This window comes from Micromonospora sp. NPDC049201 (assembly GCF_055586805.1).
This window is the reverse complement of sequence record NZ_JBVJHM010000010.1, coordinates 188831-206295: the sequence shown is the minus strand read 5'-3', so window position 1 is coordinate 206295 and position 17465 is coordinate 188831. Positions and strand designations below refer to the sequence as shown.

At 76.7% G+C, this 17465-nt stretch carries 15 protein-coding genes and 1 pseudogene; 6 read left to right on the top strand and 10 right to left on the bottom strand.

Annotated elements, in window-relative coordinates:
* The first annotated feature begins 15 nt into the window (after positions 1–15).
* Complete coding sequence (locus ACZ6O5_RS22650) at positions 16–705, top strand: CDP-alcohol phosphatidyltransferase family protein (RefSeq protein WP_465979836.1); 690 nt, start codon at positions 16–18, stop codon at positions 703–705.
* Between the two features lie 65 nt (positions 706–770).
* Here the strand turns inward: ACZ6O5_RS22650 and ACZ6O5_RS22645 are convergent, their stop codons facing one another.
* The 10 genes from ACZ6O5_RS22645 to ACZ6O5_RS22600 are packed head-to-tail and all read right to left on the bottom strand — an operon-like array spanning position 771 to position 9635.
* The gene (locus ACZ6O5_RS22645; protein WP_465979835.1) at positions 771–2258 is read right to left on the bottom strand and encodes a phytoene desaturase family protein; all 1488 of its coding nucleotides are present in this window, start codon (positions 2256–2258) and stop codon (positions 771–773) included.
* A gap of 12 nt (positions 2259–2270) precedes the next feature.
* On the bottom strand, positions 2271–3398 hold the full coding sequence (locus ACZ6O5_RS22640) for a glycosyltransferase family 2 protein (RefSeq protein WP_465979834.1): 1128 nt from the start codon (positions 3396–3398) through the stop codon (positions 2271–2273).
* The gene (locus tag ACZ6O5_RS22635; protein WP_465979833.1) at positions 3395–4201 is read right to left on the bottom strand and encodes a carotenoid biosynthesis protein; all 807 of its coding nucleotides are present in this window, start codon (positions 4199–4201) and stop codon (positions 3395–3397) included. The genes ACZ6O5_RS22640 and ACZ6O5_RS22635 overlap by 4 nt, the downstream gene beginning before the upstream one ends.
* Positions 4198–4758, bottom strand: a complete 561-nt coding sequence (locus ACZ6O5_RS22630; RefSeq protein WP_281936637.1) for a GNAT family N-acetyltransferase — start codon at positions 4756–4758, stop codon at positions 4198–4200. The genes ACZ6O5_RS22635 and ACZ6O5_RS22630 overlap by 4 nt, the downstream gene beginning before the upstream one ends.
* Positions 4755–5486, bottom strand: coding sequence for a monooxygenase (locus ACZ6O5_RS22625; protein ID WP_465979832.1), 732 nt, complete (start codon positions 5484–5486; stop codon positions 4755–4757). The genes ACZ6O5_RS22630 and ACZ6O5_RS22625 overlap by 4 nt, the downstream gene beginning before the upstream one ends.
* Positions 5483–5977, bottom strand: a complete 495-nt coding sequence (locus tag ACZ6O5_RS22620; RefSeq protein ID WP_465979831.1) for a YbaK/EbsC family protein — start codon at positions 5975–5977, stop codon at positions 5483–5485. The genes ACZ6O5_RS22625 and ACZ6O5_RS22620 overlap by 4 nt, the downstream gene beginning before the upstream one ends.
* 59 nt (positions 5978–6036) lie before the next feature.
* Entirely contained in the window at positions 6037–6891 is an 855-nt protein-coding gene (locus tag ACZ6O5_RS22615; RefSeq protein ID WP_465979830.1) for a TetR/AcrR family transcriptional regulator, read from the bottom strand.
* Positions 6892–6895: 4 nt separating this feature from the next.
* The gene (locus ACZ6O5_RS22610) at positions 6896–7711 is read right to left on the bottom strand and encodes an FAD:protein FMN transferase (protein WP_465979829.1); all 816 of its coding nucleotides are present in this window, start codon (positions 7709–7711) and stop codon (positions 6896–6898) included.
* Positions 7708–8217: an FMN-binding protein gene (locus tag ACZ6O5_RS22605; protein ID WP_465979828.1), complete on the bottom strand. Its 510-nt coding sequence runs from the start codon at positions 8215–8217 to the stop codon at positions 7708–7710. The genes ACZ6O5_RS22610 and ACZ6O5_RS22605 overlap by 4 nt, the downstream gene beginning before the upstream one ends.
* A gap of 20 nt (positions 8218–8237) precedes the next feature.
* A complete protein-coding gene (locus tag ACZ6O5_RS22600; RefSeq protein ID WP_465979827.1) occupies positions 8238–9635 on the bottom strand; it encodes a ferredoxin reductase family protein in 1398 nt (465 codons plus the stop codon).
* Positions 9636–10201: 566 nt separating this feature from the next.
* On the opposite strand from ACZ6O5_RS22600, the pseudogene ACZ6O5_RS22595 reads away from it, so the two are divergent.
* From ACZ6O5_RS22595 to ACZ6O5_RS22575, 5 genes and pseudogenes are all read left to right on the top strand, one after another.
* Positions 10202–10612 (top strand): annotated as a pseudogene (locus ACZ6O5_RS22595) (SAV_6107 family HEPN domain-containing protein); the annotation flags it as partial.
* Positions 10613–10909: 297 nt separating this feature from the next.
* Positions 10910–11647, top strand: a complete 738-nt coding sequence (locus tag ACZ6O5_RS22590; protein ID WP_465979826.1) for a hypothetical protein — start codon at positions 10910–10912, stop codon at positions 11645–11647.
* The gene (locus tag ACZ6O5_RS22585; RefSeq protein WP_465979825.1) at positions 11644–13578 is read left to right on the top strand and encodes a Y-family DNA polymerase; all 1935 of its coding nucleotides are present in this window, start codon (positions 11644–11646) and stop codon (positions 13576–13578) included. Before ACZ6O5_RS22590 ends, ACZ6O5_RS22585 begins: the two co-directional genes overlap by 4 nt.
* 222 nt (positions 13579–13800) lie before the next feature.
* Positions 13801–17166 carry an error-prone DNA polymerase gene (locus ACZ6O5_RS22580; RefSeq protein ID WP_465979824.1) on the top strand — a complete coding sequence of 1122 codons (3366 nt, stop codon included), beginning with the start codon at positions 13801–13803 and terminating at the stop codon, positions 17164–17166.
* A 98-nt stretch (positions 17167–17264) separates the two neighbouring features.
* Positions 17265–17444: a hypothetical protein gene (locus tag ACZ6O5_RS22575; RefSeq protein WP_107162619.1), complete on the top strand. Its 180-nt coding sequence runs from the start codon at positions 17265–17267 to the stop codon at positions 17442–17444.
* Positions 17445–17465 lie beyond the last annotated feature (21 nt).

The following is a 17465-nucleotide window of genomic DNA, read 5'->3' as shown; positions in this document are numbered from 1 at the left end:
TTCTACGGTTGATCCGTGGTGGGCACACAGCTGAACTGGGACCAGTACGCGACCGCGTGGGCGCGGCTGCACGGTGGGTTCGATCCCCGTAGCGCCGCGCCGGTGGTGCGCGCCTGGCTGCGCTTCGCCTATCACGTGGGCTTCGTGCTGGGCCGGCTGCGCGTCGGCCCGACCGCGGTGACCGTGTTCGGGGTGCTGCTCTGCCTCTGCGTACCCCTGTTGGTGGGGCGGGCCGGCGACGGGCCGTTCCTGGGCGCGTTGTTCGTGCTGCTGGCCGCCGTGGCGGACAGTGTCGACGGCGCGGTGGCGGTGGCCACCGGCCGCACCACCCGGCTGGGCTACGTCTACGACTCGGTCGCCGACCGGCTCGGCGAGGTGGCCTGGCTGGTCGCGTTCTGGCTGCTCGGTGCGCCCGGCGCGTTGGTCGCGGCGGCCGGCGGCCTGTCCTGGCTGCACGAGTACGTGCGGGCCCGGTCCGTCTCGGCCGGGATGCGGGAGATCGGCGCGGTCACCGTGGGGGAGCGGCCCACCCGGGTCTCCGTGGCCCTGGTCGGGCTGCTGGTCGTCGGGCTCACCGGGCTGATCGACGCCGATCTGACCGCCGGCACCATCACCATGGCCACCACGGTCTGGGTGCTGCTCGCCGGCTTCGGGCTCGGGCAGTTGCTCGCCGCGGTCCGCCGCGCCCTCGTCGACGCCGGCTGACCGCCCGTCGAGGTGTTAAGCGGGGGCCCCGCCTCTACCGAAAACGTTAAGCGGGGCCCCTCCTTTCACCAGGCCGGGCCGATGGCGGTGGCGACGATCTCCGCGGACATCGTGACCATCGGGAGGCCGCCGCCGGGGTGGGTGGAGCCGCCGACCAGCCACAGGCCGGCCACCGGGCCCCGGTTGGCCGGGCGCAGCAGGCCGCCCGCGGTGCCGTAGATCGCCCCGCCCGGCGCGCCGGTGGCCGCGTCCAGGTCGGCCGGGGTGCGGATCTCCGAGAACACCAGCCGGTCCCGGACGTCCACGCCGCGCTCGGCCAGCACGTCCAGGATCCGGTCCGCGTACGCCTCGGCCAGCCCCGGCCGCCGCCAGTCCACCGCGTCCGGGGCGGTGCCGTGCCGGGGCGCGTTGACCAGCACGAACCACGCCTCGTGGCCGTCCGGCCGGACCGCCGGGTCGTCGGCGGCGGTGACGAACACGGTCGGGTCGGGCGCCGGGCGGGCCCGTACGCCGCGACCGGGAGCGCCGAACACGGCGTCGAACTCGGCGTCGTAGTCGCGCGGGAAGAAGACGTTGTGGTGGGCCAGCCCGGAGTCGCCGCGCACGCCGAGCAGCAGCACGAAACCGGCCAGGCTGCGGTCGGTGAGCGCGGCCAGCCGGCGCGGGTCGGGCAGCAGGTCCCGGTAGACGGTGAGCGCGTCGGTGTTGGCCACCACCACGTCGGCGGGGACCGGCGCGGCCGAGCCGGCGACGCGTACCCCGTGCACCCGGCCGCCGGCCGCGTCGATGCCGGTGACCGCCGCGCCGGTGCGGATCCGCACGCCCAGGTCCAGGCAGCGCGACAGCAGCGCGTCGGCGAGCGTGCCCAGCCCGCCGCGCAGGTACCAGCCGCCGTACGCCAGCTCGGCGTAGGGCACGGCGACCAGCGCGGCCGGCGCGCGGCGCGGGTCGGCGCCGGTGTAGGTGGCGTACCGGTCCAGCAGCATCCGCAGCCGCCGGTCGGACAGGTAGCTGCGGCCCAACCCGCGCAGCGTGCGGCCGGGGCCGATGGCGGCGAGGTCACCCAGCCGCCAGGCCAGCGCGGCCAGGTCGCGCGGCGAGTCCACGGTGCGGCGCAGGATGTCCCGGTGCGAGGCCGCCCAGACCCGCTCGGCCCGGCGCCACAGCCGCCGCCAGTCGGCGGCGGACCGGTCGCCGAACACGGCGCCGATCCGCGCGGCGAACTCGTCCGGGTCGGCGCACGAGTCCAGCGCGGGACCGCCGCCGGGGAAGACGTGCCGCACGATCGGGTCCAGCGGGACCAGGTCGAGGTACTCGTCGAGCTTCGCGCCGGTGGCCTCGAACAGGTCGGAGAAGACCTGCGGCAGGGTGACCAGGCTCGGCCCGGTGTCGAAACGCCACGCCCCCTCCGGGGTGTGGTGCGTGTAGCGGCCGAGTTTGCCGCCGACCGTGCCGGCCCGTTCCAGGACGGTGACCTCGTGCCCGGTGACCGCGAGCCGGGCGGCGGTGGCGAGCCCGCCCACGCCGGCGCCGATGACCACGATGCGCGCCATGGGGTGCCCCTCCTAGGTGACCGGGCGACCCCGCCAGGTGAGCCGGCGTCGCTTCCGCAGATGGTACGACCGGACGGTCAGCCAACCCAGGACCACGACCGACACGGGGTGCGCCAGCGCGTCGGGCCAGGCCCGGCCACCGGTGGCCCGGGCGCTGACCACGCGTCCCGCGACGCCGGCCAGGTAGGCGCCGAACGCCACCCCGGCCACCGCCGGCGCGCCGGCCACCAGCGCGGCCACGGCCAGCAGCGGCGGCGCGGTGTAGAGCAGGAGCAGCAGGGCCAGCACGACGGCCGCGCCGGCCGGATGCCCGAACGAGGCCCAGAGCGACTTGGTGTAGCCGTCGCGTAGCTGCGGCCAGTCCTCGTACATCCGGCAGGAGGCGAGCCGGGAGCCGTCGGCCAGCGCGATCCGGCCGCCGGACCGCTTCACCGCCCGGGCCAGCTCGATGTCCTCCAGCACCTTGTCGGCCACCGCCGCGTGCCCGCCGGCCCGCAGGTAGCCGGCCCGGTCCACGACCAGGAACTGCCCCCCGGCGGCGGCCAGCGAGGGCCGCCGCGAGCGTTCCATCGCGCGCAGCGGCAGGAACGTCAGCCACAACCACTGCAACAACGGCTGCACCAGCCGGTCGGCCGCCGTCCGCACCACGATCCGGGGGTACGGCGACAGCAGCGTCGCGCCGGCCGCGCGCAACTCGGTCACCGCCGCCGCGACCGCGTACGGGGTGAGCACGACGTCGGCGTCGACGAACGCCAGCACGGTCAGCTCCGGGTCGGCGCGGGTGGCGAGCTGCCAGCAGGCGTGCGGCTTGCCCAGCCAGCCGGGCGGCGGCGTGACGCCGGTGAGCAGCGTGACCCGACTGTCGGCGCCGGCCACCGCGCGGACCACGTCGGCGGTGCCGTCGGTGGACCCGTCGTCGAGCACCACGATCCGCAGCCCGGGCACGCCGCGTTGGGCGAGCAGCGCGCGCAGGCACGGGGTGACCCGCTCGGCCTCGTCGCGCAGCGGCAGCAGCACCGCCACCGGCTCGGTCACCTCGGCCGGGCCGCCGGTCGGGCGGCGCAGCCAGGCGACGGCGTTGACGAGCGTGTGCCCGGTGAGCGCGGCGACCGCCACCACCAGCGCGAGCGCGGCGGTCATGCCGGCGCGTCGACCCGGGGCGCGGGATCCGGGGCGGCGGCGCGGTCGCGTCGGGCCCGCCACAGCACCACCGCCAGCGGCACCGCGGCCACCGCCATGCCGGCCGCGCCCCACAGCGCGGACGCGGGCAGCCGGAGGAAGACCGCGTGCGCCAGCACGCTGGAGGCGTACGTCCAGAGGTAGAGCGCGAACATCGGGCCGTCCCGGCCGTCCACCCGGTCGACGGACGGCCCGGCGAGCGGGGGCAGCGCGGCGGCGAGCAGCACCGCGAAGCCCAGCCAGCCGAGATAGTTGCTGACCGGGATGCCGGGCAGGCCGGGCAGCGCCGGGGTGGCGTCGAGCCAGGTCCAGTAGCCCTCGGCCACCATCTGCGGGTCGAGGAACAGGTCCCACGCCGCGAGCCCCACCGCCGCCAGCGCGACCCGGGCGGCGCGGGATCGGGTGAGCCGGACCGCGGTGAGCCACGCCGGCCAGGCCATCCAGGTCCAGGCCAGCGGGATGATCAGTGGTACGCCGGCCAGCTTCGGGCCCAGCTCGCCGGAGTAGTCGTAGCTGCCGAACGGGAACCCGGTGGCCACGCCGAGCGCCTCGACCGCGAACCCGCCGCCGGTGACGAGCGCGACCAGCGCGGCGGCGACCCGGGCGCCCCGGGTGAGCAGCGCGTGACCGACGGAGAGCAGCCAGCCGAGCACCACGGTGGCCACGGTCAGCCCGGCGCGGGTCGTGCCGCCGGTGAGCGGGTAGCAGATCTGGGCGAGGACCAGCACGGCCAGCAGCGCCCAGGGCACCCGGGCGCGGCTCACGTCGTCCCCGGCTCGGGGGCGGGCAGCGGCAGGTCCCGGCCGAGCACGCCGAACGGCCGCTCGTCACCGGGGAAGTGGAAGTGCCGCAGCACGTCGACGAAGCCGAACCGGCGGTAGAGCCGCCAGGCCCGCGACGCCTGCTCGTCCGCCTCCGGGGTGGAGAGCAGGGTGGTGTCGCCCTCGGCCATGGTGAGCAGCGCGCGGAGCTGACGGGCGCCCACACCGTGCCCCTGCGCGGGCGGGCGGACGTGCAGTTCGACCACCTCGAACGGGCGGGCCAGCCAGCGTTGCCGGGCCTGCGCGTTCAACGCCCGGTACACCTGGTCGTGCCACCACTGGCCGGTGGCGCCGAGGTAGCCGTACCCGAAGCCGGCCAGGTGCCCCTCGGTGGTCAGGCTGGCGACGGCCCGGAACCCGGGTCGGCGGACGTGGGTGGCGATGTAGCCGCGCCGGGCCTCCAGCAGATCGGCGCGGTAGCCCATCGCCTCGCCGTAGACGGCGACCACGTCGTCCAGCCGCCGGACCAGGTCGTTCGGCGTCCACCGCACCAGCCTCATGCGTTCCCTCTCGCGGAGTCGGGGTCGCCCTCGGCGGCGACCCAGCCGAGCACCGTACGGTCGCCGCGGACGTCGCCCACCGCGAACCGCGCGAACAGTTCCTCCGCGTACCAGCCCTCGGTCGGGGTACGGGTGATCGCGGCGCGGTGCTCGGGGGAACGGTACGCGAACGCGACGAGGTCCGCCGGATCACGCCACACGCTCACCGTGCCCTGCCAGCCCAGCGGCGCCTCGCCGACGCCGAACCGGGCGAGCAGCCCCGGCGCGGCGTGCAGCTCACCGGCGACCGGCGGGATGGCCCGCCAGAACGTGGCCGCCCGACGGGCCCGCAGTCGGGCCCGGGTCAGCGCCAGCACCGGCCCGGTGACCCGCCCGCCGGCCGGGGTGCCGAACGGCTCCCGGCCGGACCACCGGCCCCGACTGGTCAGCGGGCGCAGGTCCACCCGGACGGCGGCGTCGGCGATCCGGGCCCAGGAACGGGCGACCGGGGAGGTGTCGAAGCGGGCCGCGTCGGCCGGGGAGTCCCAGACCACCAGCGCGGCCCACCGGGCCAGGTCGGCGTCGCCCGGCCCGAAGCCGGTGCCGGTCCCGGTGCCGAGCAGCTTGGCGAAGCGGACGCCGGACAGCCGGCGCAGCCGCGCCGGGTGGGTCGCCATCCGGGCCAGCGCCCCGGGCACGGCCCGCCGGGGGACGCGCCACACGTGCAGCGTGACCAGGTCGGGGTTCACGCCACCCCGGCCGGGTCGCCGCCGGTGATCCGCAGCAGTTCCGCGTACGTGGTGGGGAACACCGCCTGCGGCACGCCGCCGGCCGCCCACAGCTCCGGGTACCCCTCGAGGGCGGTGTCGACCAGGGTGCGCAGCGGCCCGGGGTGGCCGACCGGGGCGACCCCGCCGATCACCTGCCCGGTGTGCCGCCTGACGAAGTCGGGGGTGGCCCGGCGCAGGTGGGTCACGCCCAGCGTGGCGGCCAGCCCGGCGGTGTCCACCCGGTGCGCGCCGGAGGTGAGCACCAGCAGCGGCTTGCCGTCCGCGTCGAAGACCAGCGAGTTGGCGATGGCGCCGACGTCGACGCCGAGCGCCGCGGCCGCCGCGGCGGCGGTGTGCACCGCCTCGGGCAGCAGCCGGACGGCGCTGCCCCGGCCGGACCCGTCCCGTGCTCCCGCGTCGTCGAGCGCCCGCTGCACCGCCCGCACGTTCGGATGTGGCTGTGACTGCATGCCCCGATTCTCCCCCACCCGGTCCCCACCCGGTTCCCGGCCGGACCCGGGTGTGTTGATCATGAGGTTGGCGGTGCCGCCCCGCGGCGTGTCGGACCGTCAACCTCATGATCGACCGGTGGGTGGCGGGTGGGGTGCGGGGTGCGGGTGTGGAGCAGGGTCTGGATGCCGTCGAGGATGCGGGCGAGGCCGAAGTCCAGGGTGGGGGCGGGGGCGGGTCGGGGGGCGGGGTCGGACAGGGCGGCGGCGAGGGCCGGGAAGCGGTCCTCGCGGCCGTGCACCAGCGCGCCGAACGCCGCCTCCCGGCCGGATCCGGGCGGGAGGCCGGCCAGGTTGCGGGCGTGCCCGACCAGCAGCGTGGCCACGTCGAGCCGCTCGGACGCGGTGAGCCCGGTGCCGGCGAGCGCGGCGACGACGCGTTCCACCCAGGCCAGCTCGTTCGGGCCGGGCAGCCGCGCGCCGACGGCCGCCGCCTGCGCCCAGGGATGCCGGCGGAACCGCTCGACCAGCCGCCGGGTCCAGTCGTCGAGCTGCCCGCGCCAGCCCGCCCCAACCGGCGCCGGAACACCGGGCGCGGCCCGGTCGGGGCTCAGGGCCGGCGTCGGCCCACCCCGCGCCGGTACGTCGGGTGCGGCCGGGGCCGGGGGCGGCTCGCCCAGCGCCGCGTCCAGCATCAGGGCGACCAGCTCGGCCCGGCCCGGCACGTAGCGGTAGAGCGCCATCTTGGTCACCGCCAGCGACTCGGCGACCCGCTGCATGGTCAGCCCGTCGAGCCCGTCCGCGTCGGCGACGGCGATGCCGGCGCGGGCCACGACGGCGGGTGAGAGCGTGGGACGCGGCCCGCGCCGAGGCCCGACGGGCGTGCCCCAGAGCAACTCGAACAGCCGCTTCTTGTCGACCTCACCGGTCCCCACGAGTTCATCCTCCCCGGCATCCGTCCGTCAGCGGAGAAGATACGGCCCGGGAGCCGGGCCAGCCCGGGGTGGCCCGGACCCGGCCGGCGGCGTCCACCAGCAGGGCCGCGTACCCGTCCAGGGTGGCCAGCCAGTCCAGCGCGTCCGTGCCGCGGGCGACGGCCGCGGTCGCGTACACGTCGGCCCAGAGCAGTTCGGGACCGACCACGGTGACCGACCGGACCGCCTCGGCCGGCCGCCCGGCGCGCGGGTCGGTGATGTGCGCGCCGCGCCGCGCGGTGCCGGAGGTGGCGATTGCGCCGGCGGCCCGCTCGACCACGTCGAGCACCAGGTCCGGACGGTCGGGGTCCTCGATCCCGATCCGCCAGGCCGGCCGGCCCGGCCCGGCCCGCAGCAGCACGTCCCCGCCGGCGTTCAGGCACAGGTCGTGGTCGGCCAGGTCGGTCAGGTGCCGGGCCGCCCGTTCCGCCGCCCAGCCCTTGACCAGGCCGGACGGGTCGTAGCCGGTGCCGCCCCGCGGTAGCGGCAGGCGGCGGGCGTCGAACCAGCCGCCGGTCCGCACGCGGGCCGTCTCGCAGAGCCCGGCCACCTCGCGCACCAGCGGGTCGGCGGTGGCCGCCGGCCCGGGCGGCGCACCGCGCAGGCGGCCCAGCACGCTGTCCGGCCGGTACGTGCTGAACACCGCGTCGACCGCGCGCAGCTCGGCGAAGAGCCGGGCCACCCGCTCCTCGACCGCCCCGGTACGCACCCGCGGGCCGCGCAGGTGCACGCTGACCGGCAGCCCCATCACCTGGGCCACCCAGGCCCGCCGGTCGCTCATCCGAGGTGCGCCGCGTCGATGGCGGACTGGAGCGACTCCCGGTAGCCGTCGCTGGTGACGGTGGCTCCGGAGACGCTGTCGATCCGGGCGCTCTGTGCCGCGAGCGCCTCCTGCCGCAGGATCGGCACCGCGTAGTCGTTGATCTCCTGGTCCCGCCGGTTGCCGTCGGGCACCTGCACGGCGGTGACGTCGGTGATCTTCCCGCCGGAGACGGTGATCTTCACCTGCACCGGTCCCCACCGGGTCTGCGCCACCGACCCGGTGGCCGTGCCGCTGTCGCCGCCGGTGCCGGTGCCGCTGTCGCCGGTGCCGCCGTCGGTCGCGCCGCTGCCGGCGGACGGGTCGGCGCCGGTGCCGCCGTCCGTGCCGCTCCACGAGCCGCCGCCCGGGTCGGGTTCGGCCGCGACCGCGCCGCTCTCCCCGGCGCCCATGGTGCTGGTCCGGTAGCTGAACAGCAGCACCAACGCGGCCACGGTGGACAGCAGCCAGATGGTGATCCGTCGCACGGATCCTCCCTTCGCGCCTTTCACCAGGCGAAACGTTCGTGATGGACATGCGCGTCGGGCACTCCGGCCGCGCGGGTCGCGGCGCGGACGGCGTCGACCCAGCCGTCCGGGCCGCAGAGGAAGACGTCGTGCCCGGCCACGTCGGGGGAGAGCCGGCGCAACGCCTCGGCCTCGGCGAGCCCCTCGGCGTACGCCGGCAGCCAGGACGGCCGCGCCGCCCGAGGGCCGACCAGGTGGTGCACCACCAGCCCGCGCTCCGCGACGAGCCGGTCCAGCTCGGCGGAGAAGGCCAGGTCCTCCCCGGTACGCGCGCGGTAGGCGAGCACCGCCTGCCCCGGCGCGTACGGCAGTTCCCAGAGCAACGCCAGCAGCGGGGTGAGGCCGACGCCGCAGGCCAGCATGGTGATCCCGCCGCCCCGCCAGTGCTGCCCGGTGAGCCGCCCGTACGGCCCCTCGATCAGCACCCGGGTGCCGGGGCGCAGGGCGGCCACCCGGGCGCTGTCGTCGCCCAGGTCCTTGACCGTGATCCGCATCAGGTCGCCGCGCGGCGGCGCGGACAGCGAGTACGGGTGGGCCCGGGACCAGCCCGGCCCGTCCAGGAACCGCCAGAGCAGGAACTGCCCGGCCCGGACCGGCAGCCGGTGCAGGTCCCGCCCGCGCAGCCAGACCGAGGTGACCCCGGGCGCCTCGGGCACCACCGCGGCCACCTCGATCCGGTGCCGCAGCGAGCGCCAGGCCGGCAGGCCGAGCCGCCAGATCAGCACGCTGGCCAGCGCCAGCAGGTAGACCGTCCACCAGTAGGCGCGGGCGAGCGGCGAGGCGACGAAGTCGGCGCCGGTCCAGAGCTGGTGCGGCAGCGCCAGCGCGACGCCCAGGTAGGCGTAGAGGTGCAGCAGGTGCCAGGACTCGTAGCGCAGCCGCCGTCGGGCCGCGCGGACCGAGGTGACCACCACCAGCACCAGCAGCGCCAGCGCCGCGGTGGCCAACAGCATCCCCGGGTACGTGACGACCAGGTCCCATGCCTCGGCGAGCACCCCCTGGCGGGCGGTGCCGGCGTACCCGAGGACGGTCAGCAGCACGTGCGCCAGGAGCAGGTGGAACGAGGTGAAACCGGCGAGCCGGTGCCAACGGGCGATCCGGTCCTGGCCGAAACGACGCTCCAGCAGGGGCACCCGGGCCATCAGCACCACCTGGATCAGCATCAGGTCGGCGCTGACCAGGCCGGTGAGCCGGCCGAGCGAGGTGAGCCCGGTGGCCGTGCCGGCCCACAGCTCCTGCACGCCACGGTCGGCGGTCCAGAGGGCGGTGACGACCAGCAGGCTGAGCGCCGCGAGGCCGCCGGCGACGTCGGCCCACCAGGCGGGGGCGGTCGGCGGGGTGCGGCCCACCGTGCGCCGGCCGGCCACGGTGGCGGTCACCGGAGGAGCTTTTCGGTGCGGCTGACGTTCATGGGGGTAACCCTGGTCCGACGAGTTCCGGGCCGCCTTTGCCGCGGCTGTGCGCCGGCTGGGAATCCGGCCGCCCGCCCCGGCGTGTCCCGGGCACGTCACACGTTGCGTTTTCGTCGGTGGGGAGGTGTACTGTCAGGGTAGTTAGAACGAGTGTTCGATTGGATCGCGTTTGACGCGGGTCGCGGTTGACCCGCTCCGCACGCGCTCGGGTCGCCCACCCGTTCCCCAGCTCCGGAAGCGGTGTTTCGCGGCGCCGACTTCCGGACAAGGTGCGGCTCCGCGGGCCGCACCGGGCTTCGGACAGTCGCGAGTCCGAGCCCGTCAGGCAGGTCGTCGCCCGCCGCCCACGACCCCCGGGCGGCGGGCGACGGACCCGCCGGCACGTCGGCCGGGTGTGGGTGTGGGGAAGCGTCCACATCCGGCCGGCCGCCACCTGAGGTGCGTCTTCCTCCGCACCGACCGCTCCGGGCGACCGGGCGACGGTTCCCCCGTCGCGCGACCGCCCGCCCCGGCCACACGCGGAGGAGACACCCATGCCGACCAGTCCGGCCCAGGCGCCCACGGTGCCCGCGCACGTGCTGCCGCACCGCACCCCCGCCCAGTTGCTCGCGGTGGCCCGCGAGGGGTTGGCCGAGGCCGCCCGCACCCGCCCCGACGGTCTCCGGTACGCCGCCGCCCATCTCGCGGCGCTGCGCGCCGCCGCCGCCGTGCTGGCCGCCCGGGCCCGGCCCGCACCCACCCGGCGCAACCGGATCACCAGCGTCTGGGTGCTGCTCGCCACCGTCGCCCCCGAGCTGGACGAGTGGGCCGCCTACTTCGCCGCCGGCGCCGGCAAGCGAGCCGCCGCCGAGGCCGGCATCCCCCGGGTGGTCACCGCCCGGGAGGCCGACGACCTGCTCCGGGCCGCCGAACAGTTCGTGACCGTGGTGGAGACCGCGCTCGGCCGGCCGCACCAGCCGGCACTCGACGGCCTGCCCCGGCCCCTGCACCTCGGCGGCTCCGACACCGCGCCACGAGCCGGGTCGGCTGCCGCGCCACGAGCCGGGTCGGCTGCCGCGCCACGAGCCGGGTCGGCTGCCGCGCCGCGAGCCGGGGCGGCCGCCGCCTGAAGTCGTGGCGTCCGGCCGCCATCGGCGGGACCCGGGGGGCCGGACGCCGCACCACACGGTCCAGCGCACCACATGATCCACAGCACCAACCACGGGCCGGCCCGTGGCGAAACACGACGGGGGGTTGGTCCGATGGCGGGCCGCATGGTGGTCGGCTCCGCCGCCCTGGCCGAACTGGTGCGTCCGGCGAGTGCGCCCGACGCGGCCGGTGGCCACCGGGTGCTCCCCGTCCGGGCCGAGCTGACCGGGCTGCTGCCCAACCGTGGGCTGCGACGCGGCAGCACCGTCGCGGTCGGCGTCGGCCGACCCCGGCACAGCGGCGCCACCTCGCTGATCCTCGCGCTGCTCGCCGAGGCGTCCCGGGCCGGCTCGTGGTGCGCCGTGGTCGGTGTGCCCACGTTCGGGGCCGGCGCGGCGGCCGAGGCCGGGATCGCCCTGGACCGGCTCGCCCTGGTGCCCGATCCCGGGCCGGAGTGGCCCACCGTCGTCGCCGCGCTCATCGACGGGGTCGACGTGGTGGTCACCGCCGTGCCGGCCGCGGTCTCCGCCGCGGTCTCCGCCCGGCTGGCCGCCCGGGCCCGGCAACGTGGCAGCGTGCTGGTCCCGTACGGCCGGTGGGACGGTGCGGACGTGACGCTCCAGGTGGTCCGGGGCGTCTGGCAGGGGCTCGGGCCGGGGCGCGGGCGGCTGCGCCGCCGCGAGGTGACCGTCTCGGCCCGTGGTCGGGGCGCCGCCGCCCGGCCCAAGGAGATCAAGGTGTGGCTGCCCGGCGACGAGCTGACCCGGGTGATCCCCCGCTCGGTCGGGTCCGGCACCCCCGCCGCCCCGAGCCGCCGGCTGCGCGTGGTCGCCCCGGTGGCCGGGCCGTGAGCGCCCCGGCACGGGCGCTGCTGCTGTGGTGCCCGGACTGGCCCGTCCTCGCCGCCGAGATCGTCGACGGCGTGCCCGCCACCGGCCCGGTCGTGGTGCTGCACGCCAATCGGGTGGTGGCCTGCTCCGAGCGGGCCCGGGCCGAGGGGATCCGGCGCGGGCTGCGCCGGCGGGAGGCCCAGGGCCGCTGCCCGCAGGTCACCGTGGTCGACCACGATCCCGGGCGGGACGCGCGGGCGTTCGAGCCGGTGGTGGCCGCGGTCGAGGAGGTGGTCGCCGGCGTCGAGGTGATCCGTCCCGGCGCCTGCGCGACCGCCGCCCGGGGGCCGAGCCGCTACCTCGGCGGTGAGGAGGCGGCGGCCGAACGGATCGTCGAGCACGTGGCCCAGAGCTGCGCGGTGGAGAGCCAGGTCGGCATCGCCGACGGGGTCTTCGCGGCCGGCCTGGCCGCCCGGGAGGGGCGGATCGTGCCTCCGGGCGGCACCGCGGCGTTCCTGGCCACCCGGCCGGTGGAGGCGCTCGGCCGGCCCGCCCTGGTCGACCTGCTGCGCCGCCTCGGCGTACGCACCCTCGGCGACTTCGCCGCGTTGCCCGCCGGGGACGTCCTGGCCCGGTTCGGCTTCGACGGGGCGCTGGCGCACCGGCTCGCCGCCGGGCGGGACGACCGACCGCTCGCGGTCCGGCAACCGCCCGCCGACCTGACCGTCACCGCCGAGCACGACGAGCCGATCGACCGGGTCGACGCCGCCGCGTTCGCCGCGCGGACGCTGGCCGAGCGACTGCACGAGCGGCTCGCCGCGTACGGGCTGGCCTGTACCCGGCTCGGGATCGAGGCGGTCACCGCGCACGGCCAGGAACTGCACCGGGTCTGGCGGCACGACGGCCTGCTCACCGCCGCGGCCATCGCCGACCGGGTCCGCTGGCAGCTCGACGGGTGGCTCTCCGGCAGCAACGGCCGGGGTGGGGCCCGCCCGGCCCGCCCGACCGCCGGCATCATCCGGCTGCGGCTGGTGCCGGACGGGGTGCTCGCCCAGGCCGGCCTGCAACCGGGGCTGTGGGGGGAGACCGGCGCGGAGCGGGAGCGGGCACACCGCGCGTTGAACCGGGTGCAGGGCATCCTCGGCCCCGAGGCGGTGGTCACCGCCGTCCTGGGCGGGGGACGCTCCCCGGCCGACCAGGTGCGTCTGGTCCCGTGGGGCGACGAGCGGGTGCCCGCCCGTCCCGGGCCGCCACCCCTGCCGGCCCTCCCGCCGCCGGGCGCCGCGTCATCCGTCCCGTCCACTGGGCCGGAGCCGTCCGTCGTGTCAGCCCCGGCCGTCCTGTCGATCCCGGGCCTCGTGCCGGTCCCGTCCGCCGGTCCGGCCCGGTCCGTTCCGTCCGCCGGTCCGGTTACGTCCGTCGCTGCGTCCGCCGGGCCGGTTGCGTCCGCCGGTCCGGTTGCGTCCGTCGCTTCGGTTGCCTCTTCCGGTCCGGTCGGGGCCGCCGAGTCGGCCCTCGCGCCGGTGTCCGCCGAGTCGGCCCTCGCGCCGGTCGGGGCCGTCGAGTCGGGCCGGATGGCGGTGCGGGCCGGTCGTCGGACCGGCCGGGCCAGGGCGGTGCCCGAGCCGCCGTGGCCGGGGCGGATCCCGCCGCCGGCGCCGGCCGTGGTGCTGCCCACCCCGCTGGCGGCCGAGGTGCACGACGCGGCTGGGGAACCGGTCGTGGTGAGCGCCCGGCTGGCGGTCAGCGCGGCGCCGGCCCGGCTGACCGTGGGCACCGGCCGGCCGGCCGAGATCACCGGATGGGTCGGCCCGTGGCCGGTGGACGAGCGCTGGTGGGCGCCGGCCGAGGCCCGCCGCCGGGCCCGGTTCCAGGTCTGCCTGGTCGACGGCACGGCCCTGCTGCTCGCCGTCGAGGGCGGGCAGTGGCTGGTGGAGGCCATCTATGACTGAGCGGCGGGCCCTCGTCCGGCCGTTCCGTCCGCAGCTGACCCGCGGGGGCCGGCGCGTGCCCACCGCCCCGCCCCCGCCCGCCCGCCGGCACCTCCACCCGCTGCCTTTTCCCGCTGTCCGGGCTGCGTGTCCCACCTGCCAGGAAGCAGAAGAATCTTGGTACGAAAGTGCCCCGATGAGGGCCGTTTCGTACCAAGATCTCGGCCGGTGGGGGAGCGCGGCATGAGCTTTCACAACCCGAGGATGCCCTGGTCGAAGCTGGAGCAGGTGCTCTCCGGGCGGGCGAAGGGGGAGGGAGCCCGGGGTGAGCGGCACCTGCACGTGGTGGACCCGCTCGCGGTCGACGCCGACGGCGGTGACGCCCCGGCCTGGAGCCGCCGACGCGAGGAGTACCGGCCGCCGGAGCTGACCCGCCCGGACGGCACGGTGCCCTACGCGGAGCTGCACGCGCACTCCAACTTCAGTTTCCTCGACGGGGCCAGCCATCCCGAGGAGATGGCCGAGGAGGCGGCCCGGCTGGGGCTCACCGCGCTCGCCGTCACCGACCACGACGGCTTCTACGGCGTGGTGCGCTTCGCCGAGGCGGCCCGCGCGTTGCGGCTGCCGACGATCTTCGGGGCGGAGCTGTCGCTCGGGCTGCCCGGCCCGCAGAACGGCGAACCCGACCCGCTCGGCCGGCACCTGCTGGTGCTCGCGCACGGCCACGAGGGGTACGCGCGCCTCGCCGCCACCATCTCGCGGGCCCAGTTGCGCGGCGGGGAGAAGGGCCGCCCGGTCTACGGCGAGCTGGAGCAGATCGCCGCCGAGCTGAAGGACCACGTGCTGGTGCTCACCGGCTGCCGCAAGGGGCACGTGCCGGCCGCGCTGCTCACCGACGGGGTCGACGCGGCGGCCCGGGAACTGGACCGGTTGACCGCGTTGTTCGGCGCGGAGACGGTGGCGGTGGAGCTGACCGACCACGGCCACCCGGTCGACGCCGACCGCAACGACGCGCTGGCCGAGCTGGCCGCCGCCGCCGGGCTGCCCACGGTGGCCACCAACAACGTGCACTACGCCACGCCGGGGCGACGTCGGCTGGCCACCACCCTGGCGGCGGTGCGGGCCCGGCGCAGCCTGGACGAGATCGACGGCTGGCTGCCCGCCGCGGCCACCGCCCACCTGCGCAGCGGCGCGGAGATGGCGGCGCGGTTCGCCGCGTACCCCGGGGCGGTGGCGCGGGCCGCCGAGTTCGGCGCGGAACTCGCGTTCGACCTGCACCTGGTCGCGCCGCGACTGCCGGCGTACCCGGTGCCGGCCGGGCACACGGAGATGAGCTGGCTGCGGCGGCTGACCATGGACGGCGCCCGGGAGCGCTACGGCCCGCCCGAGGCGCACCCGGAGGCGTACGCGCAGTTGGAGCACGAGCTGCGGATGATCGACGAGCTGGGCTTCCCCGGCTACTTCCTGGTGGTCTACGACATCGTCACGTTCTGCCGGCAGCAGGACATCTACTGCCAGGGGCGGGGCTCGGCGGCCAACTCGGCGGTCTGCTACGCGCTGCGCATCACCAACGTGGACGCGGTCCGGCACCGGCTGCTGTTCGAGCGGTTCCTCGCCCCGGAACGGGACGGCCCGCCCGACATCGACGTGGACATCGAGTCCGACCGGCGGGAGGAGGTGATCCAGCACGTCTACGCCCGCTACGGCCGGGAGCACACCGCCCAGGTCGCCAACGTCATCTCGTACCGGCCCCGGTCGGCGGTGCGGGACGTGGCCAAGGCGTTCGGCTTCTCGCCCGGCCAGCAGGACGCCTGGAGCAAGCAGATCGACAGGTGGGGCTCGGTCGCCGCGGTCGACGTGGCGGACATCCCCGAGCAGGTGGTCGCGTACGCGAACGAGTTGCAGACGTTCCCCCGGCACCTGGGCATCCACTCCGGCGGCATGGTGATCTGCGACCGCCCGGTGATCGAGGTGTGCCCGGTGGAGTGGGGTCGGATGCCCGGCCGCAGCGTGCTCCAGTGGGACAAGGACGACTGCGCCGCGGTCGGCCTGGTCAAGTTCGACCTGCTCGGCCTCGGCATGCTGTCCGCGCTGCACTACGGCTACGACATGATCGGGATGAGCCTGGACCTGGGCGGGATGACGCTCGACGACCCCGAGGTCTACGACATGCTCTGCCGGGCCGACTCGGTCGGCGTGTTCCAGGTGGAGAGTCGGGCCCAGATGGCCACGTTGCCCCGGCTCAAGCCCCGCGAGTTCTACGACCTGGTGGTGGAGGTGGCGCTGATCCGGCCCGGCCCGATCCAGGGCGGCTCGGTGCACCCGTACATCCGGCGCAAGAACGGCCAGGAGCCGGTCACGTACGCGCACCCGCTGATGCGCAACGCGCTGGAGAAGACGCTCGGTGTGCCGCTGTTCCAGGAGCAGCTCATGCAGCTCGCCATCGACCTGGCCGGCTTCGACGCGGCCGGCGCGGACCAGTTGCGCCGGGCCATGGGCGCGAAACGCTCGGTGGAGCGGATGGCCCGGATCGCCGACCGGCTCTACGCCGGGATGGCCGAGCGGGGCATCACCGGGGAGCTGGCCGACGACGTCTACCGCAAGCTCACCGCGTTCGCCAGCTACGGCTTCCCGGAGAGCCACGCGATGAGCTTCGCGTACCTGGTGTACGCCAGCTCGTGGCTGAAGCGCTACCACCCGGGCCCGTTCCTGGCCGCGCTGCTCAACGCGCAGCCGATGGGTTTCTACTCGCCGCAGACGCTGGCCGACGACGCCCGCCGGCACGGGGTGGAGGTGCGCCGGCCGGACATCAACGCCAGCGGCGCCAGGGCGGTGCTGGAGTCGACGCCGGAGACCCGGTGGGGGAGCCTGCCGGGGGAGCCGCCGCACGCCTGGGGGCTGGGCGGGCCGGCGGTCCGGCTCGGGCTGGGCAGTGTCCGTACCCTCGGCGACGACGCGGCCGAGCGGATCGAGGCGGAGCGGGCCGCGCACGGGCCGTACCGGGACATGCCGGACCTGGCCCGGCGGACCGGTCTGACCGCCGCGCAGCTGGAGGCGCTGGCCACCGCGGACGCGTTCGCCGGTTTCGGGCTGACCCGGCGGCAGGCGCTCTGGGCCGCCGGCGCGGCGGCGCAGGACCGGCCCGGCCGGCTGCCCGGCACGGTGACCGGCGCGGACCCGCCCACGCTGCCCGGGATGGCGGCGGTGGACCGGCTGGTCGCCGACGTCTGGGCCACCGGCCTGTCCCCGGAGAGCCACCCGGCGCGGTTCATCCGGGGCCGGCTGGACGCGCTGGGCGCGGTGCCGATCGCCCGCCTCGGCCAGGTGCCGCCCGGGCAGCGGATCCGGGTCGGCGGGATCGTCACCCACCGGCAGCGGCCGGCGACCGCCGGCGGGGTCACGTTCCTCAACCTGGAGGACGAGACCGGCATGCTCAACGTCACGTGTTCGCCGGGGCTGTGGCAGAGATACCGTCGAATCGCCCGCACCAGCGGAGCACTGGTGGTGCGGGGCCGGTTGCAGCGGCACGAGGGCGTCACGAACCTCACCGCGGACCGGCTGGACGCGATCGAGCCGCCCGTCACGCCGGCGTCCCGGGATTTCCGTTGACCGTAGTGATCCACATTACGGTTTCCCGGGGCCGGACACGGGAGACTCCCGGACACGGGTGGGCAGAGTGGCTCACCCGGGTATGGGGGATGAACCAGATGACCTTTCACAGCACGTACCCCGGTGGCGTGGCCAACGTCCGACGGACCCGGCTCGGCGCCGGGTGGGCGCCCACCCACGAGATCGAGCCGCGCGAGCACCAGGTGACCGACGGCCCGGTGGCCAACGCCCAGCGCTCCCGCGCCGAGGAGGACCCGGCCGGCGGCGGCGAGTCCTGACCCCGGGCCGGGGGATGACCG